Raw genomic sequence first — 15,215 nt, 5'->3', positions numbered from 1 at the left:
GCAGCTGCCGCGCAGCACCCCGCCTTACCGCTTAGCCCCACGCCACCCGTCGCATAGCCCGGTCTCGCGCCATCGTCCGTACCGCGTGCTGCACGCCATCCGCCTCGCTGCCTGGTCGGCCCACCCGCCTCGTGGGGTCGGCGGCAGCTGCCCCGCCGCACCGCGTGCGCTGCCGGGCCGCTTGCCTCGCGCACCCTCATGCCATCCGCGACCGCCGCCGTGTGCCGGCCTCGCCTCGCCCGGCGCGCTCCTTGGCCTGATCCCATCCGCCGCTCGCGACCTGCAGGCTCGCCCGTCCTCGGCGCGCCGTTCGCCGTACTGGCCGGCCTCGCACCACTCGCCGTACGCCGGGCCGCATGCACCGCCGGCGTACTCGCTCGCCTCGGCGGATGCCGGCCTCGCGCCGCGCCCTGCTACCGCTCGGTCGGCCCAGCGCAGCCCGTGGCTCGCACCTGTTCGTCGAGCTTCAGCTGTTGCTCTCCCGACCCTGCCGCTTCTTCTCGACCCGCGGCCAGCGGGATCTGGGCGGTGCGGGGGAGGGGAGTGGTTGGGAAGTAGGGTTGGGCTGCGTCTGCGGTTCGCTCGTGGGCGGGTCAGGTGTGTGGGATTGGTTGGAGGGGTGTCTGATGGTCGACCGACGTCGGCGTTCGTTGCGGACGGCGCTGGTTGCCGAGGCGCTGCGGGTTGCGCTTGCTGGGCGGACCCGGATCGACCCGACGGCCGGGCTCGACATCGTGGACCTCGGCGGTGGGACCGGCGGGTTCGCCGTACCGCTGGCGGTTGAGGGGCATCGGGTGACGGTGGTTGACCCGAGTCCTGACGCGCTGGCGTCGCTTGAGCGGCGGGCGTCGGATGAGGGGGTCAGCGAGCTCGTCCATGGAGTGCAGGGTGACGCCGCTGAGCTTCCCGAGGTTGCTGGCAAGGCGACTGCTGATGCTGTGCTCTGCCACGGTGTGCTCGAGGTGGTCGACGACCCGGCGCAGGCGCTGCAGGCGATGGCTTCCGTACTGCGTGATGGCGGCGTACTCAGTCTCCTGGTCGCCCAGCGGAACGCCGTTGTGCTGGCGCGGGCGCTCGCGGGTCACCTCACTGAGGCTCGGGCGGCGCTGCAGGACCCCGACGGGCGGTGGGGTGCCGCTGACCCGATGCCGCGGCGGTTCGACGAAGCCGCGATCGTCGCGCAGCTCGCTGAAGCCGGGTTCATGGTGCACACGGTCCATGGCGTCCGCACCTTCACAGACCTCGTTCCCGCCGCGATCGTCGACTCCGAAGCCGGCGCCGCCGAGGCGCTCGCCGACCTGGAGCGAGCCGCGAGCCAGCACCCGGCGTTCCGGGCTCTGGCGCCGCAATTGCACATCCTCGCGACTCGCTGACAGGTCGACGTGCACCACTGATCAACTGGTGATTGCCCGCGCACGGTGAGCGTGGACGACAGTGCAGAGGGCTCTGCGTGGGTGGTTGATCAGTGGTGGGTGTCGCGGGGCTGAGGGCCTCACGCCGTGGGAAGGGAAAGCGGCGCGAGATCTCGGGTGCGGGCTTACGGGAGAGCGGACGTGCAGCACTCAGTAACAGGTGGTTGGCGGCTGCTCCCTGGTGAGACTGAGCGTGCGGGATGCCCAGGCGAGAGTGTTGGTGAGTGATGCACGTCCGGGTACACGGCTAGTCGGCGACCTGGATGGCTCGGGCGGGGCACAGGGCTGCTGCTTCGTGGACTTCGCCGGTCAGGGAGTTGGGTGGATCGGCGGTGACGAGGACGACGATGCCGTCGTCGTCTCGCTGGTCGAAGACTTCGGGGGTGGTGAGGACGCACTGGCCGGAGGCTATGCAGGTGGACTGGTCGACGGTGACCTTCATGGGGGAGTGTCCTTACCAGGTGACGGGGAGGGAGTAGACGCCGTAGATCTGGGCGTCGTGTTTGAAAGGGATCTGGTCTAGGGGGACGGCGGATCGGAGGGTGGGGATGCGGCGGTAGAGGGTGCTGTAGACGACCTGCAGCTCCATCCGGGCCAGGGGCTGGCCGAGGCACTGGTGGACGCCGAAGCCGAAGGCGACGTGGCGGCGGGCGTCTCGGGTGAGGTCGAGAGTGTCGGGGGAGTCGAAGGTTTCGGGGTCGCGGTTGGCGATGTCGTTGGGGAAGATCAGGCCGTCGCCGGCCTGGATGGTGTGGCCGGCGTACTCGAAGGTCTCGGTGGCGACGCGGCGGCGGCCCCGGTGGGTGATGTTCAGGTAGCGGAGGAGTTCTTCCACGGCTCGGGCTACGACCTTCGGGTCGTCGGTGTCGCGGAGTACGGCGAACTGAGCGGGGTGCTCCATCAGCGCCAAGGTGCCTAGGGCAATCATGTTGGCGGTGGTCTCGTGGCCTGCGACGAGCAGGAGGATGCCGGTGCCGGCGGCTTCGCGGCGGGTCAGGTCGCCGGAGCGGACCCGGTCGGCCAGTTCAGTCAGTACGTCGTCCGCCGGTACGGCGAGCTTCTGGCCGATCAGGTCGTCCAGGTAGTCGATCAGTTGATCCGCGGCGGCCTTACGTTCGGCAGGTGGAGTTTCCAGGCGGATGAGCATCCGGCTGGTCTCCTGGAAGAAGTCGTGGTCGGCGTACGGGACGCCGAGGAGCTGGCAGATCACCAGGGACGGCACCGGAAGGGCGAGCGCCTCGACCAGGTCGGCGGGGCGGGGGCCGGCGAGCATCTGGTCGATCAACGAGTCGACGATCTGCTGCACGCCGGGCTGCATCGCGCGGACGCGTTTGATCATGAACGGCGCGGTGACCATCCGGCGCAGCCGGGCGTGCTCGGGGTCGTCCATCTGGATGAACGCGAAGCTGTCGCGGTCACGCGTGACGTTCGGGATGCTGTCGGGATAGCCCGGGTGGGTGCTGTCGGCGCTGAGCCGCGGGTCGGCGAGCAGGGCGCGCTGGTCGGCGAAGCGGGTGACCAGCCAGGGGGTGCTGCCGTCCCAGATCTCCACCTTGGCCAGCCGGTCCTCGGCTTGCAGGGACTTCAGTTCCGGCGGCGGGTCGAAGGGGCAACCCGTTGCCTTGGGCATCGGGTACGCCGGGGGCGTGGTCGTCATGGGCGTCCTCTCCGGGTTCACCACACGACCGGCAGCGCGTGCACGCCGTACACGATCGCGTCGTGCTTGAAGTCGATCTGGTCGAGCGGTACGGCGGCGCGCAGCGTCGGGATGCGGCGGTACAGGGTGCTGTAGACGACCCGGAGCTCCATCCGGGCCAGCGGCTGGCCGAGGCACTGGTGGACGCCGAAGCCGAAGGCGACATGGCGCTTCGCGTCGCGTTCGAGGTCGAGCACGTCGGGGTCGGCGAAGACCTCCGGGTCGCGGTTGGCGATGTCGTTGGGGAAGATCAGGCCCTCGCCGGCCCGGATCGTCTGCCCGCCGATCTCGATGTCGGCAAGCGCGACCCGGGTCAGGCCGCGGTGGGTGATGTTCAGGTAGCGGAGCAGCTCCTCGACGGCGCTGTTCACCACCGCGGGGTCGTCGGAGTCCCGCAGTACGGCGAACTGCGCAGGATTCTCCAGCAGGGCGAGGGTGCCGAGGGCAATCATGTTCGCGGTGGTCTCGTGGCCGGCGACGAGCAGCAGTACGCCGATCCCGGCGGCGTCCTCGCGGGTCAGCTCGCCCGCGGTGACGCGCGCGGCGAGATCGGTCAGTACGTCGTCGCCCGGTTCGGCGACCTTGCGGCCGACGAGATCGTCCAGGTACGCCGTGAGGCGCTGCCGCGCGGCCATCCGCTCCTCGAGCGGGGTCTCGATCCGGATCAGCGCCTTGCTGTTCACCTGGAAGAAGTCATGGTCGGCGTACGGGACGCCGAGGAGCTGGCAGATCACCAGCGACGGCACCGGGAGGGCGAAGGCCTCGACCAGGTCGGCGGGCTGCGGGCCCGCGAGCAGCTCGTCGATCAACGAGTCGACGATCTGCTGCACGCCGGGCTCCATCGCACGGACGCGTTTGATCATGAACGGCGCGGTCACCATCCGGCGCAGCCGGGAGTGCTCGGGGTCGTCCATCGAGATGAAGCCGACCGGGCTGCCGGCCTTCGGGGTGTTCGGCTGCAGGATCGGGTAGCCGTCGTGGTTCCGGTCGGCGCTGACCCGGTCGTCGGCGAGCAGTGTGCGCTGGTCGGCGAAGTGGGTGACCAGCCAGGCCGTGCTCCCGTCCCACAGCGTCACCCGCGACAGCCGCTCGCCGGTCTGCAGCGCCTTCAGCTCCGGCGGTGGGTCGAACGGACAACCAGTTGCCTTGGGCATCGGGTACGCCGGGACGGGGGCGGTCTGCTGCATCGGGTTCCCTTCGGTGGAAAGTCACTGCTGGTGACGGGATCGTGCCTGCCTGTACAGCCTCCGTCGAACCGTTGTTTAAGTCAAGCGCCTGACTTAAAGCGCGGGCCGGAGTAGGGTGGAAACGAGTTCCAGAGGCCGGCCGGCGGCCGCGGTTGCGGGACCGTGACGCGCGGGACAGGCGGTCAGGGTTTCGTGGACCGCACCGGCGGCCTAGACTGGACTCGGCCTATCGAGATCGCGCTCACCATGGAGGGATCGACGGTGCCCCTCTCGGAAGAAGAGCAGCGCCAGTTCGAGCAGCTCGAACGCGCCCTGGCAGCGGAAGACCCGAAGTTCGTCTCCGCCATGCGAGGGACCAATGTGCGCGCTTACTACAAGCGCCGGGCAGTACTGGCCGGCGTCGGGTTCGTGCTGGGCATCGTGGTTCTGATGGCCGGTGCGATCATCCCCAACACCATCATCGGTGTCATCGGTTTCGTGGTGATGGTGGCCTGTCTGTACGTCGCGGCGCTGAGCATGAAGCGGATCAGCAACGCCGGTGACGGAGACGACATGCCGCCGCCCCCGCCGTCGCCCAAGAAGCACCGGACCAGACACGACTCGTCCGGCAGCTTCATGGAGCGGATGGAAGACCGCTGGCGACGACGGCGCGACGAGGATCTCTGACGCTGCGCTGACCCACCTCTGCGACCACACCCGCGCCGCGCGCCGGGTGTGGTTTCTGGTTTGTCTCCTGATACATCACCGCCGGTCACTGTGGGTACCGGTGGGCCGTCAGTGGTTCACGGGCGGCGTTGGGAGTCGAACATGAGCATCGGAGTCGGGATCTTCCTGATCGCCGTCGGGGCGATCCTTGCCTTCGGGATCCGGGACGACGAAGCCGGGGCGGTCAACCTGACCGTGGTCGGGGTGGTGATCATGCTGGCCGGCGCGGCCGGGATCTGGTTGTCGTACAAGATCACCAACGACCGGCGCCGGGTGCCGACCGACGCGATCGACCCGGCCGTCGAGGAGCAGTACCGGACGGTCGAGGCGAGCCACGAGCACGACCAGCACCAGACGCGGATCGAGCACCGGCCGGAGGGGCGGGCGCCGAAGAAGGTGGCGAAAGCTCGCCCGCAGCCGATGACGCCGCAGCCGGTGGAGTCGGGCGCCGGTGAGCGCTTCGACCCGGTCCAGGCGGTCGACAAGCCGCCGGCGGAAGAGCCGGCGGGGGATCGCACAGTAGAACTCGATCCCACAGCCAGCGGCCTGCCGGAGCAGCCGCGCCGACGGAGTAACTGAACCACCACAGACAGAACCCCCGGACCAGGTGGCCCGGGGGTTCTTGTGGTGGTGAGGGAGGGGAGGGCGGCGCCCCCGGACCCAGCCGGCTACCCCGGCGCGCGGCCGCCGGGGCTTGTTGCTCCTCCGTCAATCTGCGTGTCGGCTCCGGCGCGGAGTCAGCGTCGTGCGGATCCTCGCCAGCAGCAGGTCGAACTCGTCCAGCAAGTCCGACGCCTCTGTACTGCCGCGGTTCAAGTACCAGCGCCACGACGGCGGCAGAAGTCGAGCCCTCCAGCGGCGCGGCAGCTTGGCCTGTGACCAGAGGGCCTTGCGGACACTCGAAGCCTCCGCGCGGAGATCCACCGCGGTGTCCTCCAGCCCCGCGTACCGGACGGCCTCCAAGCCGCGCGCCAAGCGGTGAGCCTCCGGATGCACGGACTCCGGGAGCTTCGTCGCCATCCATTCGCCGAGCTGGCGTGGGGTCGACGTGTCCGACCAGTCGAGGCCGACGTCGCGGGCGGTGTCGCGGACTTCCGCCCACAGGCCCTCCACGCTCGCCCGCCCAGGCACCCGAGCGAAACGTCGCCGGCGCGTCAGGGTCCGGATCAGCCACGGGACGCCGAGCACGAACACCACCAAGACGCCGATGCCGATCGCCTTACCGCCGCCGTTGCTGAACCAGTTGCCGGACTCGACCGGGATCAGGCCGTTGTCGTCGGGCAGGTTCCGGTCGCCGGGGCGCTCGAACTCGGGGTCGGTGGACGCGCCCGGCGTGGTCGGTGCGGTGGTCGGCGCGGTGGTGGGCGTCGACGGCAGCGGCGCGGCCGGGGCGGTCCAGCTCGGAGTGGTCGCGACCCGGGCCGACGGGGTCGGCTCGAAGCGGACCCAGCCGAGGCCCTGGAAGTACAGCTCCGGCCAGGCGTGCATGTCGTGCATCCGTACGACGTACTGCCCGTTCTTGCCGGCCTGGCCGGGCAGGAAGCCGATGCCGACGCGGGACGGGATCCCGAGCACCCGCGCCATCAGTGCCATCCCGGTCGCGAACTGCTCGCAGTACCCGGTCCGGTCGGTGAGCAGGAACCGGCGCAGTGCGGTCATGCCGCTCTTGTTGTCGGTGTCGGTGCTGTAGGTGAAGTCGCCGCCGCGGAAGAAGTTCTGCAGCGCGACCGCCTGCTGGAAGCGGTTGGCGCCGGCGTCCGCGACAACCTTGTTGGTCAGCTCGCGGATGCCGTCCATGTTCCGGGTCGGGACCTGGCTCGTGTACTGGTCCGGCTCGGCGCCGGGCGGCGTGGCCTGCAGCAGCTCCGGGGTGAGCGGCAACTGGTACGCCTTGAGCCGGTAGTTCTTGCCGGCGACGCCACCGCCGCCGTTGCTGGAGACGACGTCCAGCGAGGACGGCTCGTAGCGCCAGCGGTCCTTCAGCGAGATCGAGCGCAGCGGGTACGGCACCGGGGCGAACGCCGAGCGCAGGTTCCGGCTGACCTCGATCTTCATGTCGCTGGTCGGCACCTTGCTGAGATCGCCGTTGAAGCCCTGCGGCGTACTCAGGTCGTCGTCGGTGATCTTCACGCCCTCGGACCGCGGCGAGATCCGCCAGGTGTTGCCGTCGAACATGTCGAGCGCGGTCAGCCGCAGGTAGGTCCCGCCGGCCGGGCCGCCGGAGTAGGTCAGCGCGGTCACGTTGTCGCCGCGCTTGAGGTTCTTGCCCATGTCGAGCATCGGGTCGGTCGGCGAGATCGCCGCGCCGATCCCGGTGCCGCTGCCGCCGCCGGCCAGGCCGTTGCCGATGACGCCTTCGGGCAGCGCCGGCAGCAGCGCGGGCAGCAGGGCCGCGAGCGCGATCACGCTCAGGCCGATCCGGCGGCCGGCCTGGCCGAGCGCGGAGGCCTCGATCGGTTCGGACGCGTCCAGGTGCGAGACGCCGGAGATCCGGCGGCCCCAGCGGCTCAGCCTGGTCCGGCCTTCCGCGGCCAGCAGGATGATGTAGCCGACGGCCGGCGGGATGAAGAGCAGCGCGGGCAGCCCGCCGTGCACGGTCGCGGCCGGCACCGTGTACATGGTGAGCAGCAGCAGCCCGGCCCACGCGGCTTGCCGCAGCTGTACGGCGATCAGGTGGATCAGCAGCCCGGTCGCCGCGATCACCGACGCCGCGAACAGCGTCAGGTGGTCGTCCGGCGGCAGCGGTGCGCTGAAGCGGTTGATCGCGTCCATCGCGTTCACCATCTGCTGGTTGAACGCGAGCGCCGTCTCCCGCCACGGCACCAGGCCGAACTTCAGCGTGTCCCGCAGGAAGATCAGCGACAGCAGCTCGACCAGCACCATCAGCTGCACCACCGGTACGACGAACCGCGGGGTGCGCAGGTTCTGCAGCAGGATGCCGGTCCCGGTGACGATGCCGCACAGGAACGCGCTGATGAACAGGAACGGCCCCGAGAACACCGGGGTTAGCACCAGCGCGCCCAGCACGGTCGCTCCCCAGGCGGCGAGCGAGATCCTCACGTGCCCTGTCATGCGATCCTTCCGCTCCTCAGGCCGAGGCTCGACCAGACAGTAGGTAGTGGGTCACCCCGACGGACGCGGGCGACGCGCCATCCGTTGCGGCGCAGCTCGTGCTCGGTGGCGTCGGTGGCGGCGTTGAGGCGGTTCGCCTTCTCGGTGCCTTCGACACCGACCGCCCAGCTGACCGCGTCGAGCAGCAGCGCGACGCCGGTCGCCTGGCCGGTCCGCCAGCGGTTCAGCGCGGTGATGTCGTCGCTGGTGCAGGCGCCGACGATCGCGATCGCGAGGCTCGGCTCCTGGATGTGCCGGTCGACCGTGAGCAGCGGCCCGATCTCGGCGTGCTTGTGCTCCTCGACCGTGGCGCACTCGGTGAGCAGCTGCTGCGTGGTGAGCGGCTGGTGTACGGCGGTGGAGCTGCGGTGGCTGATCGCCGACAGCGTGGTCGGCCCGCCGAGCAGGGTGGTGACGTAGCCGCGGCGGATCCGGTCGGCGCCGATCGATGCAGCGGCGCTGACCGACCACTCGAGGCTGGACGACGGGCCGTGCCCGTGGTGCGAAATGGTGCGGGCGTCGAGGAAGATCGCGCACCGGCTCTGCCAGGGCTGCTCCTCGCGGCGCACCATCAGCGAGCCGCGGCGCGCCGTCGAGCGCCAGTGCACCCGGCGCAGGTCGTCGCCGTCGCGGTACTCGCGAACGGTGGCGTCCTCCTCGCCGGCCGACGCGATCGCGCGCGGCCGGTTCTCGCCGGAGCCCGCGCGGTCCGAGCCGAGCCGGACCTCGGGCAGCTTGTGCACCCGAGGCGTCACCAGTAAGTACTGACTGCGCGCGAACGTCCGGCTCGTCTCGACCAGGCCGAACGGGTCCGCGACGGTCAGCATCAGTGGCCCGACCTGGAACAGGCCGCGGACGTCCGACTTCACCGGGTAGGTGACGGTGCGCTTCCAGTTCGGGCTGACCCGGTCCACGACGAAGCGCGGCCGGTGGCCGAGCACGTACGGGATCCGGTCCTCGAGCAGCAGCAGGCCCGCGGGCATGCGGCCCTCGTTGCTCAGGGCGAGCTCGACCGTGGCCGGCGTACCGACCGAGACCTGGGCCGGGGCCAGGCTGCGGCGGACCTGCAGACGCAGCCTGGTGCGGCCGACCACCAGAGCGGCCACCACCGGCAGCGCGACCAGGAGGATGCCGACCCGCAGCAGGTCCTTCTGGCCGAGGAGCAGAGCGCACAGCGACGCGGTGATCCCGGCAGCGACGAACGCCCGCCCCCGGGTGGTGAGTCCGCGCAGTGCCTGCCTCATGGCCTCAGTCCCGGCGAGCGCGGGGCAGCGGCACGGAGGCGACCAGCCCGGTGATGATGTCGGACGCGCCCCGCCCACCGAGATGCGCCTCGGCGGCCGGCAGCACCCGGTGCGCGAGCACCGGTACGGCGAGCTCCTGCAGGTCGTCGGGCAGGACGAACTCCCGCGAGTCCAGCGCCGCCGCCGCGCGGGCCGCGCGGATCAGGTGCAGCGTGGCGCGCGGGCTGGCGCCCAGGCGCAGCTCCTGCGAACGACGGGTCGCGCCGACGAGGGCGACGGCGTACTCCTTGACGGACTCCGACACGTGCACCGACTGCACCGTCTTGACCAGCCGCAGCACCTGCTGGCTGTCGGTCACCGGCTGCAGGTTGTTCAGCGGGTCGGTGGCCGAGTGCCCGTCGAGCATCCGCAGCTCGGCGGCCGGCTCCGGGTACCCCATCGAGACGCGCGCCATGAAGCGGTCGCGCTGCGCCTCGGGCAGGGGATAGGTGCCCTCCATCTCGATCGGGTTCTGCGTCGCGATCACCATGAACGGCGCCTCGAGCTGGTACGTCGTGGTGTCGACGGTGACCTGCCGCTCCTCCATCGACTCCAGCAGCGCGGCCTGGGTCTTCGGGGAGGCGCGGTTGATCTCGTCGCCGACCACGATGTTCGCGAACACCGCGCCGGGCTTGAACTCGAAGTCGCGGACCTCCTGGTTGAACACCGACACGCCGGTGATGTCCGACGGCAGCAGGTCGGGTGTGAACTGGATCCGGCGCACGGTGCAGTCGATCGACCGGGCCAGCGCCTTGGCCAGCATCGTCTTGCCGACGCCCGGTACGTCCTCGATCAGTAGATGTCCTTCGGCGAGCAGCACGGTGACGGCTGTCTCGACGACATCGGGTTTGCCTTCGATCACTGTCTCGATGGCTTGGCGGACCCGTCCCGCCACCTGAGTCAGCTCGTCGAAGTCCATGGCCGAGCTGGTCGCGGTGGTGCTCACCCTGAGTCCTCCCCATTGGTTGTTGGCCGACTCATTCTGACCCGGGCCCGGGGTCGGGCCTAGCCCTGCGCGGATTTCGTTACCGCCCGTTTCGGCACCGATGAAAGTAATGCTCACCGCGCGTCGCGGCGTCATCACCACTTCGGCTCGATCTTTCCCACCCAGCCTACGAGAGGAGCGAAACGGGGCAGATTTGGTTGACGGTGGGGCAAAGTGGAGTAAGGTGGAGCGCAGTGGTACTGATTTGGTGGAAATCAGCTCGACCTGAGACGGAGAGTCCGCAACGGGGAGGTGGAGCGTGTTCCTCGGGACGCACTTCCCCAAGCTCGACGACAAGGGTCGGTTGTTCCTGCCGGCGAAGTTCCGCGACGAACTCTCCGAGGGTCTGGTGATCACCCGCGGGCAGGAGCGATCGCTGTCCGTGTGGCCCGAGGCCGAGTTCGTACAACTGACCGAGCAGCTGAAACAGGCTCCGATCACCAACAAAGGTGCCCGGGACTACCTGCGGATGCTGTTCGCCGGAGCCTCCAACGAGGTGCCGGACAAGCAGGGCCGGGTCACCATCCCGCCGATGCTGCGCGATTACGCAGGACTGGATCGCGACTGCGTCGTCATCGGGGCGATGAACAGGGTGGAGATCTGGAACACGGAGAACTGGAACCGGTACTCCGCGGAGCAGGAGCAGGCGTTCGCCGACCTGTCCGAGGAGGTACTGCCCGGGATCTTCTGAGCAGCACCGCAAGGCTGCACAACTGGGCTGCACAAACTGGATAGAGGAGCACACCGAACGTCCGGTGAGATCACGGGTCCGACTTCCGACCTGGGTGTTGGCGCCACTTCCCCGGCGCCAAGGCAGCAGGTACTTCCCCGGGAGGCGAACCCGCGATCTGACCGGACGTTTCGAATCTCCTCCACTTTCCTCCACCCGACGTTCCAACCGCCCCCACACCGCAACACCGCAGTACACAGAACCCGCGGGGGCAGGGTCGCTCCCGCGGCTACAGGAGGGTCGAGATGGTGCTGAACGCGACGCAGGGAACGGGTGGCTGACGCCATGACCGAACCCATGCCGTCGCAGCGCCACGTCCCCGTCATGCTCGACCGCGTCGTCGCGCTGCTCGAGCCGTCCCTGCAGGAGGCCGGTTCCGTCTTCGTCGACGCGACCCTCGGCCTCGGCGGGCACTCCGAAGCCTTCCTGCAGCGCTGCCCGCAGGCCCGGCTGATCGGGCTCGACCGCGACCCGGCCGCGCTGCGGCTGGCCGGCGAGCGGCTCGCGCCGTACGCCGACCGCACCACCTTCGTGCACGCCGTGTACGACGAGCTGCCGCGCGTCCTCGACGACCTCGGCGTGCCCGCGATCGACGGGATCCTGTTCGACCTCGGCGTCTCCTCGATGCAGCTCGACGAGGCCGACCGCGGATTCGCCTACGCCCAGGACGCGCCGCTGGACATGCGGATGGACTCCACCGCGCCGACCACGGCCGCCGACATCCTGAACACCTACAGCGCGGCCGACCTGGCCCGGATCCTGTTCCAGTACGGCGAGGAGAAGTTCTCCCGCAAGATCGCCGACCGGATCGTCCGGGCCCGCGAGGCCGAGCCGTTCACGAACAGCGCCCGGTTGTCCGAGCTGGTCCGCGACGCGATCCCGCAGGCCGCCCGGCGGACCGGGGGACACCCCGCGAAGCGGACCTTCCAGGCGCTGCGGATCGAGGTGAACGGCGAGCTCGACGTGCTGCGCCGCGCGCTGCCGGCCGCGGTCGCGGCGCTCGCGCTGCACGGGCGGATCGTGGTGATGAGCTACCACTCGCTCGAGGACCGGATCACCAAGCAGACGCTGGCGGCGGGCACCAGGTCCGACGTACCGGACGACCTGCCGGTGATCCCGGCCGGGCACGAGCCGTACCTGAAGCTGCTCACCCGAGGGGCCGAGCGGCCGACCGACGACGAAGTGGCGCAGAACCCGCGGGCGGCGTCGGCCCGGGTGCGGGCGGCGACGAGGGTCCGAGCGAAAGGGCTGGTGGCTTGATGAGTACTGTGTTCAGCCCGTCGAAGGCACGGGTCACGCCGGCGGCTCCGGTCAAGAAGCAGGAGCCGAAGCTCCGGATCGTCTACGGCGCGCCGTTCCGGCCGCCGCGGATGCCGTTCGTCATCTTCGTGGTGTCGCTGCTCGCGGCCGGCCTGGTCGGCCTGCTGCTGCTCAACACCGAGCTGCAGCGCGGCACGTTCGAGGTGACGGCGCTCAACCAGCAGGCCGACCAGCTGCGCGACCAGCAGGAGCAGCTGGAGCGGCAGGTCCGCACGCTCGAGTCGCCGCAGAACCTGGCCGACCGGTCGCTGCGGATGGGCATGGTGCCGAACCCGAACCCGGTCTTCCTGCGGCTGTCCGACGGGCGCGTGCTCGGCGTACCGGCCGAGGGCAAGGCGGGTACGGGCGCGCAGATGTTCGGCCCCGGGCTGCCGGTCGCGCCGAAGCCGCCGGCCGTCACGCCGAAGCCTCCCGTCGTACCGCCGGCCGGTACGACGAATCAGACGAACCAGAACCAGCAGCAGGTGAACCCACCGGCCAACAAGCCCGTGACACCTGGTGCGAGCACCAAGCCGCCTGCCGGCACGACAGGGACCAACACACCGACCGGGGGATGATCGGATGACGGAACGACGGGGAGACGAGCCACCACGCCGACGCGGTGGTGAACCGGGCCGGGGCAACCCGCCCCGCAAGGCTCCGTCGTCCCGTCGCCCGTCCGCGGAGGACGGTCGTTCGCAGCGTCCGCGCAGACTCTCCCCGGAGGAGCAGAAGCGCAGAGAACAGCGTCGTCGCGAGGGTCAGGAACCACCGCGCCGGGCCGCGAAGAAGACGGCCGCGAGCCGTCCTCGGAAGACTGCCGACGGCGTACGCCGGGTGGGCCCGGACGGACGCCCGCTCCCGAAGCGTGTCGGGCCCGACGGGCGTCCGCTCGCGAAGAAGACCGCGGCGCCGCGGAAGCGTCCCCCGCAGAAGCGCCGGCCTCCGCAGAAGCCGCGCGTCAAGAAGCCGCCACGGCTGCTGAAGCTTGGGCGCCCCGCGCTCCGGCTGCGGGTGACCTTCGGTGTGATGGCGCTGGTGCTCTCGCTCTTCGCCGGCCGGCTGATCATCCTCCAGGGCGTCGACCCCGACCGCTACGCGCTCGCCGCGACCAAGGAGAACACCAAGCCGTTCGTCCTGCACGCCTCCCGTGGCTCGATCCTCGACCGCAACGGCGTGCCGCTGTCGGTCTCCGAGGACGCGGTGGCGATCACCGCCGACCCGACGCAGACCGGCAAGATCGCCAGCCAGCTGGCCGGCGTACTGGCTCCGCGGCTGACGACCGACTACGCGACGCTGATGAAGAAGCTCACCGGCAAGGGCCGGTACGTCGTGCTCGCGAACAAGGTCAGCCCGCAGACCTGGAACCAGATCACCGACGAGATCAAGGAACGCAACAAGGCGATCAAGGAGCAGAACAAGGCGCTGCCCGAGGAGCAGAAGAAGCCGATGCTGGCCGGTCTCTACACCGAGGCCGACCCGGTCCGCAGCCACCCCAACGGCACCATCGCCGCCAACGTGGTCGGCATCGTCGGTGCCGAGGGCAAGGGTCTGGCCGGGCTCGAGTACGGCCTGAACGGCAAGCTGTCCGGTCAGGACGGCAAGGCGATGTACGAGGTGGACGCGCGCGGCAACAAGATCCCGAACGCCGACCACACCGTCGAGGAGCCGAAGCCGGGCGTCTCGGCGCAGCTCACCCTGGACGCCGACCTGCAGTGGTTCGCCGAGCGCCGGATCGAGCAGGCGGTCAAGCAGTACAAGGCGAGCTCCGGCTCGGTCGTCACCTTCGACGTGAAGACCGGCGAGATCCTGGTGATGGCCAACTACCCGAGCTTCGACCCGAACAAGCCGGTCAAGGCCGGCGCGCTGAAGAACCGCGCGCTGGAGCAGGTCTACGAGCCGGGCAGCGTGCAGAAGGTCGTCACGATGGCGGCGCTGGCCGACGCCGGGCTGATCTCGCTGGACACCAAGCTGCAGGTCCCGGGCTCGTACACGGTGCAGCGCCGGTCGATCAAGGACGCCTTCGACCACGGCGTGCTGAACCTGACGATGGCCGGTGTGGTCGCGAAGTCCTCCAACGTCGGCACCATCATGGCCGCCCAGCAGATGCCGGTCGGCGACTTCGTGCACTACCTGAAGGACTTCGGCTTCGGCGAGCCGACCGGGATCGGGTTCCCGGGCGAGAGCCGCGGCCTGATGCCGCCGGGTGACGAGTGGAGCGAGCTGACCCGGTCGAACGTCGCGTTCGGCCAGGGCCTGTCGGCCAACGCCGTCCAGATGGCCGCCGCGGTGAACGCGGTGGCCAACGGCGGGGTCTACATGCCGCCGAAGCTGATCCGGAACTGGATCGACGCCGACGGCAACGCGACGCCCAACCAGACCGCCGCACCGCGCCGCGTGGTCAGCGAGTCCGCGGCCAAGCAGGTCACGACGATGATGGAAGCGGTCACCGGCAAGGGCGGTACGGCGCCGCTCGCGGCGATCGCCGGCTACCGGGTCGCGGGCAAGACCGGTACGGCGCAGGAGGTCGACTCGGCCTGCGGCTGCTACCGCAAGTGGGCGACGTCTTTCGCCGGATTCGCCCCCGCCGACAACCCGCGCTTCGTTACGTACGTCGTACTGCAGGACCCCACCAACGGGCGGGGCGGTGGGTTCCAGGGAGGTCCGGTGTTCCGAGACGTGATGAGCTACGCGCTGCAGAAGTACGCGGTCCCGCCGACCGGTGCGAAGCAGCCCCACGTACCGCTGACCTGGTGATCACGCAGGGTCAGGTAGGTGTCACACGCCCCGGAACGGTAGCCTCTGGG

At 70.0% G+C, this 15,215-nt stretch carries 13 protein-coding genes; 7 read left to right on the top strand and 6 right to left on the bottom strand.

Going from position 1 to position 15,215, the window contains the following annotated elements:
* Positions 1 to 626: 626 nt before the first annotated feature.
* Positions 627 to 1,373 carry a methyltransferase domain-containing protein gene (locus tag AB0M01_RS18680; protein WP_363670944.1) on the top strand — a complete coding sequence of 249 codons (747 nt, stop codon included), beginning with the start codon at positions 627 to 629 and terminating at the stop codon, positions 1,371 to 1,373.
* A gap of 286 nt (positions 1,374 to 1,659) precedes the next feature.
* On the opposite strand, the gene AB0M01_RS18675 is transcribed toward AB0M01_RS18680, so the two are convergent.
* The 3 genes from AB0M01_RS18675 to AB0M01_RS18665 are packed head-to-tail and all read right to left on the bottom strand — an operon-like array spanning position 1,660 to position 4,295.
* Positions 1,660 to 1,854 (bottom strand): ferredoxin, encoded by a 195-nt coding sequence (locus AB0M01_RS18675; RefSeq protein WP_363670942.1) that lies wholly within the window; start codon positions 1,852 to 1,854, stop codon positions 1,660 to 1,662.
* A 12-nt stretch (positions 1,855 to 1,866) separates the two neighbouring features.
* On the bottom strand, positions 1,867 to 3,069 hold the full coding sequence (locus AB0M01_RS18670) for a cytochrome P450 (protein WP_363670940.1): 1,203 nt from the start codon (positions 3,067 to 3,069) through the stop codon (positions 1,867 to 1,869).
* A gap of 17 nt (positions 3,070 to 3,086) precedes the next feature.
* The gene (locus tag AB0M01_RS18665) at positions 3,087 to 4,295 is read right to left on the bottom strand and encodes a cytochrome P450 (protein WP_363670938.1); all 1,209 of its coding nucleotides are present in this window, start codon (positions 4,293 to 4,295) and stop codon (positions 3,087 to 3,089) included.
* A gap of 192 nt (positions 4,296 to 4,487) precedes the next feature.
* Between AB0M01_RS18665 and AB0M01_RS18660 the strand changes: the two genes are divergently transcribed.
* Positions 4,488 to 4,961, top strand: coding sequence for a DUF3040 domain-containing protein (locus AB0M01_RS18660; RefSeq protein ID WP_363670936.1), 474 nt, complete (start codon positions 4,488 to 4,490; stop codon positions 4,959 to 4,961).
* 141 nt (positions 4,962 to 5,102) lie between these two features.
* Positions 5,103 to 5,579: a DUF6458 family protein gene (locus tag AB0M01_RS18655; protein WP_363670934.1), complete on the top strand. Its 477-nt coding sequence runs from the start codon at positions 5,103 to 5,105 to the stop codon at positions 5,577 to 5,579.
* Positions 5,580 to 5,708: 129 nt separating this feature from the next.
* On the opposite strand, the gene AB0M01_RS18650 is transcribed toward AB0M01_RS18655, so the two are convergent.
* From AB0M01_RS18650 to AB0M01_RS18640, 3 genes are read right to left on the bottom strand one after another with little or no spacing between them, the layout of a single operon-like run.
* Positions 5,709 to 8,072 carry a DUF3488 and transglutaminase-like domain-containing protein gene (locus tag AB0M01_RS18650; protein ID WP_363670931.1) on the bottom strand — a complete coding sequence of 788 codons (2,364 nt, stop codon included), beginning with the start codon at positions 8,070 to 8,072 and terminating at the stop codon, positions 5,709 to 5,711.
* A complete protein-coding gene (locus AB0M01_RS18645) occupies positions 8,069 to 9,355 on the bottom strand; it encodes a DUF58 domain-containing protein (protein ID WP_363670929.1) in 1,287 nt (428 codons plus the stop codon). Before AB0M01_RS18645 ends, AB0M01_RS18650 begins: the two co-directional genes overlap by 4 nt.
* A 4-nt stretch (positions 9,356 to 9,359) precedes the next feature.
* Entirely contained in the window at positions 9,360 to 10,313 is a 954-nt protein-coding gene (locus AB0M01_RS18640) for a MoxR family ATPase (protein ID WP_363671588.1), read from the bottom strand.
* Positions 10,314 to 10,638: 325 nt separating this feature from the next.
* On the opposite strand from AB0M01_RS18640, the gene mraZ reads away from it, so the two are divergent.
* The 4 genes from mraZ to AB0M01_RS18620 all read left to right on the top strand — a co-directional run bounded on the left by mraZ (position 10,639) and on the right by AB0M01_RS18620 (position 15,165).
* A complete protein-coding gene (mraZ, locus tag AB0M01_RS18635) occupies positions 10,639 to 11,070 on the top strand; it encodes a division/cell wall cluster transcriptional repressor MraZ (RefSeq protein ID WP_344169507.1) in 432 nt (143 codons plus the stop codon).
* Between the two features lie 324 nt (positions 11,071 to 11,394).
* Entirely contained in the window at positions 11,395 to 12,369 is a 975-nt protein-coding gene (gene rsmH, locus AB0M01_RS18630) for a 16S rRNA (cytosine(1402)-N(4))-methyltransferase RsmH (RefSeq protein WP_363670927.1), read from the top strand.
* Complete coding sequence (locus AB0M01_RS18625; protein ID WP_363670925.1) at positions 12,369 to 12,986, top strand: hypothetical protein; 618 nt, start codon at positions 12,369 to 12,371, stop codon at positions 12,984 to 12,986. Before rsmH ends, AB0M01_RS18625 begins: the two co-directional genes overlap by 1 nt.
* Before the next feature lie 259 nt (positions 12,987 to 13,245).
* The gene (locus AB0M01_RS18620; protein WP_363670923.1) at positions 13,246 to 15,165 is read left to right on the top strand and encodes a penicillin-binding protein 2; all 1,920 of its coding nucleotides are present in this window, start codon (positions 13,246 to 13,248) and stop codon (positions 15,163 to 15,165) included.
* The last annotated feature ends 50 nt before the right edge of the window (positions 15,166 to 15,215 follow it).

Source organism: Kribbella sp. NPDC051770 (assembly GCF_040681455.1).
GTDB lineage: Bacteria > Actinomycetota > Actinomycetes > Propionibacteriales > Kribbellaceae > Kribbella.
This window is presented reverse-complemented; position numbering and strand designations above follow the sequence as displayed.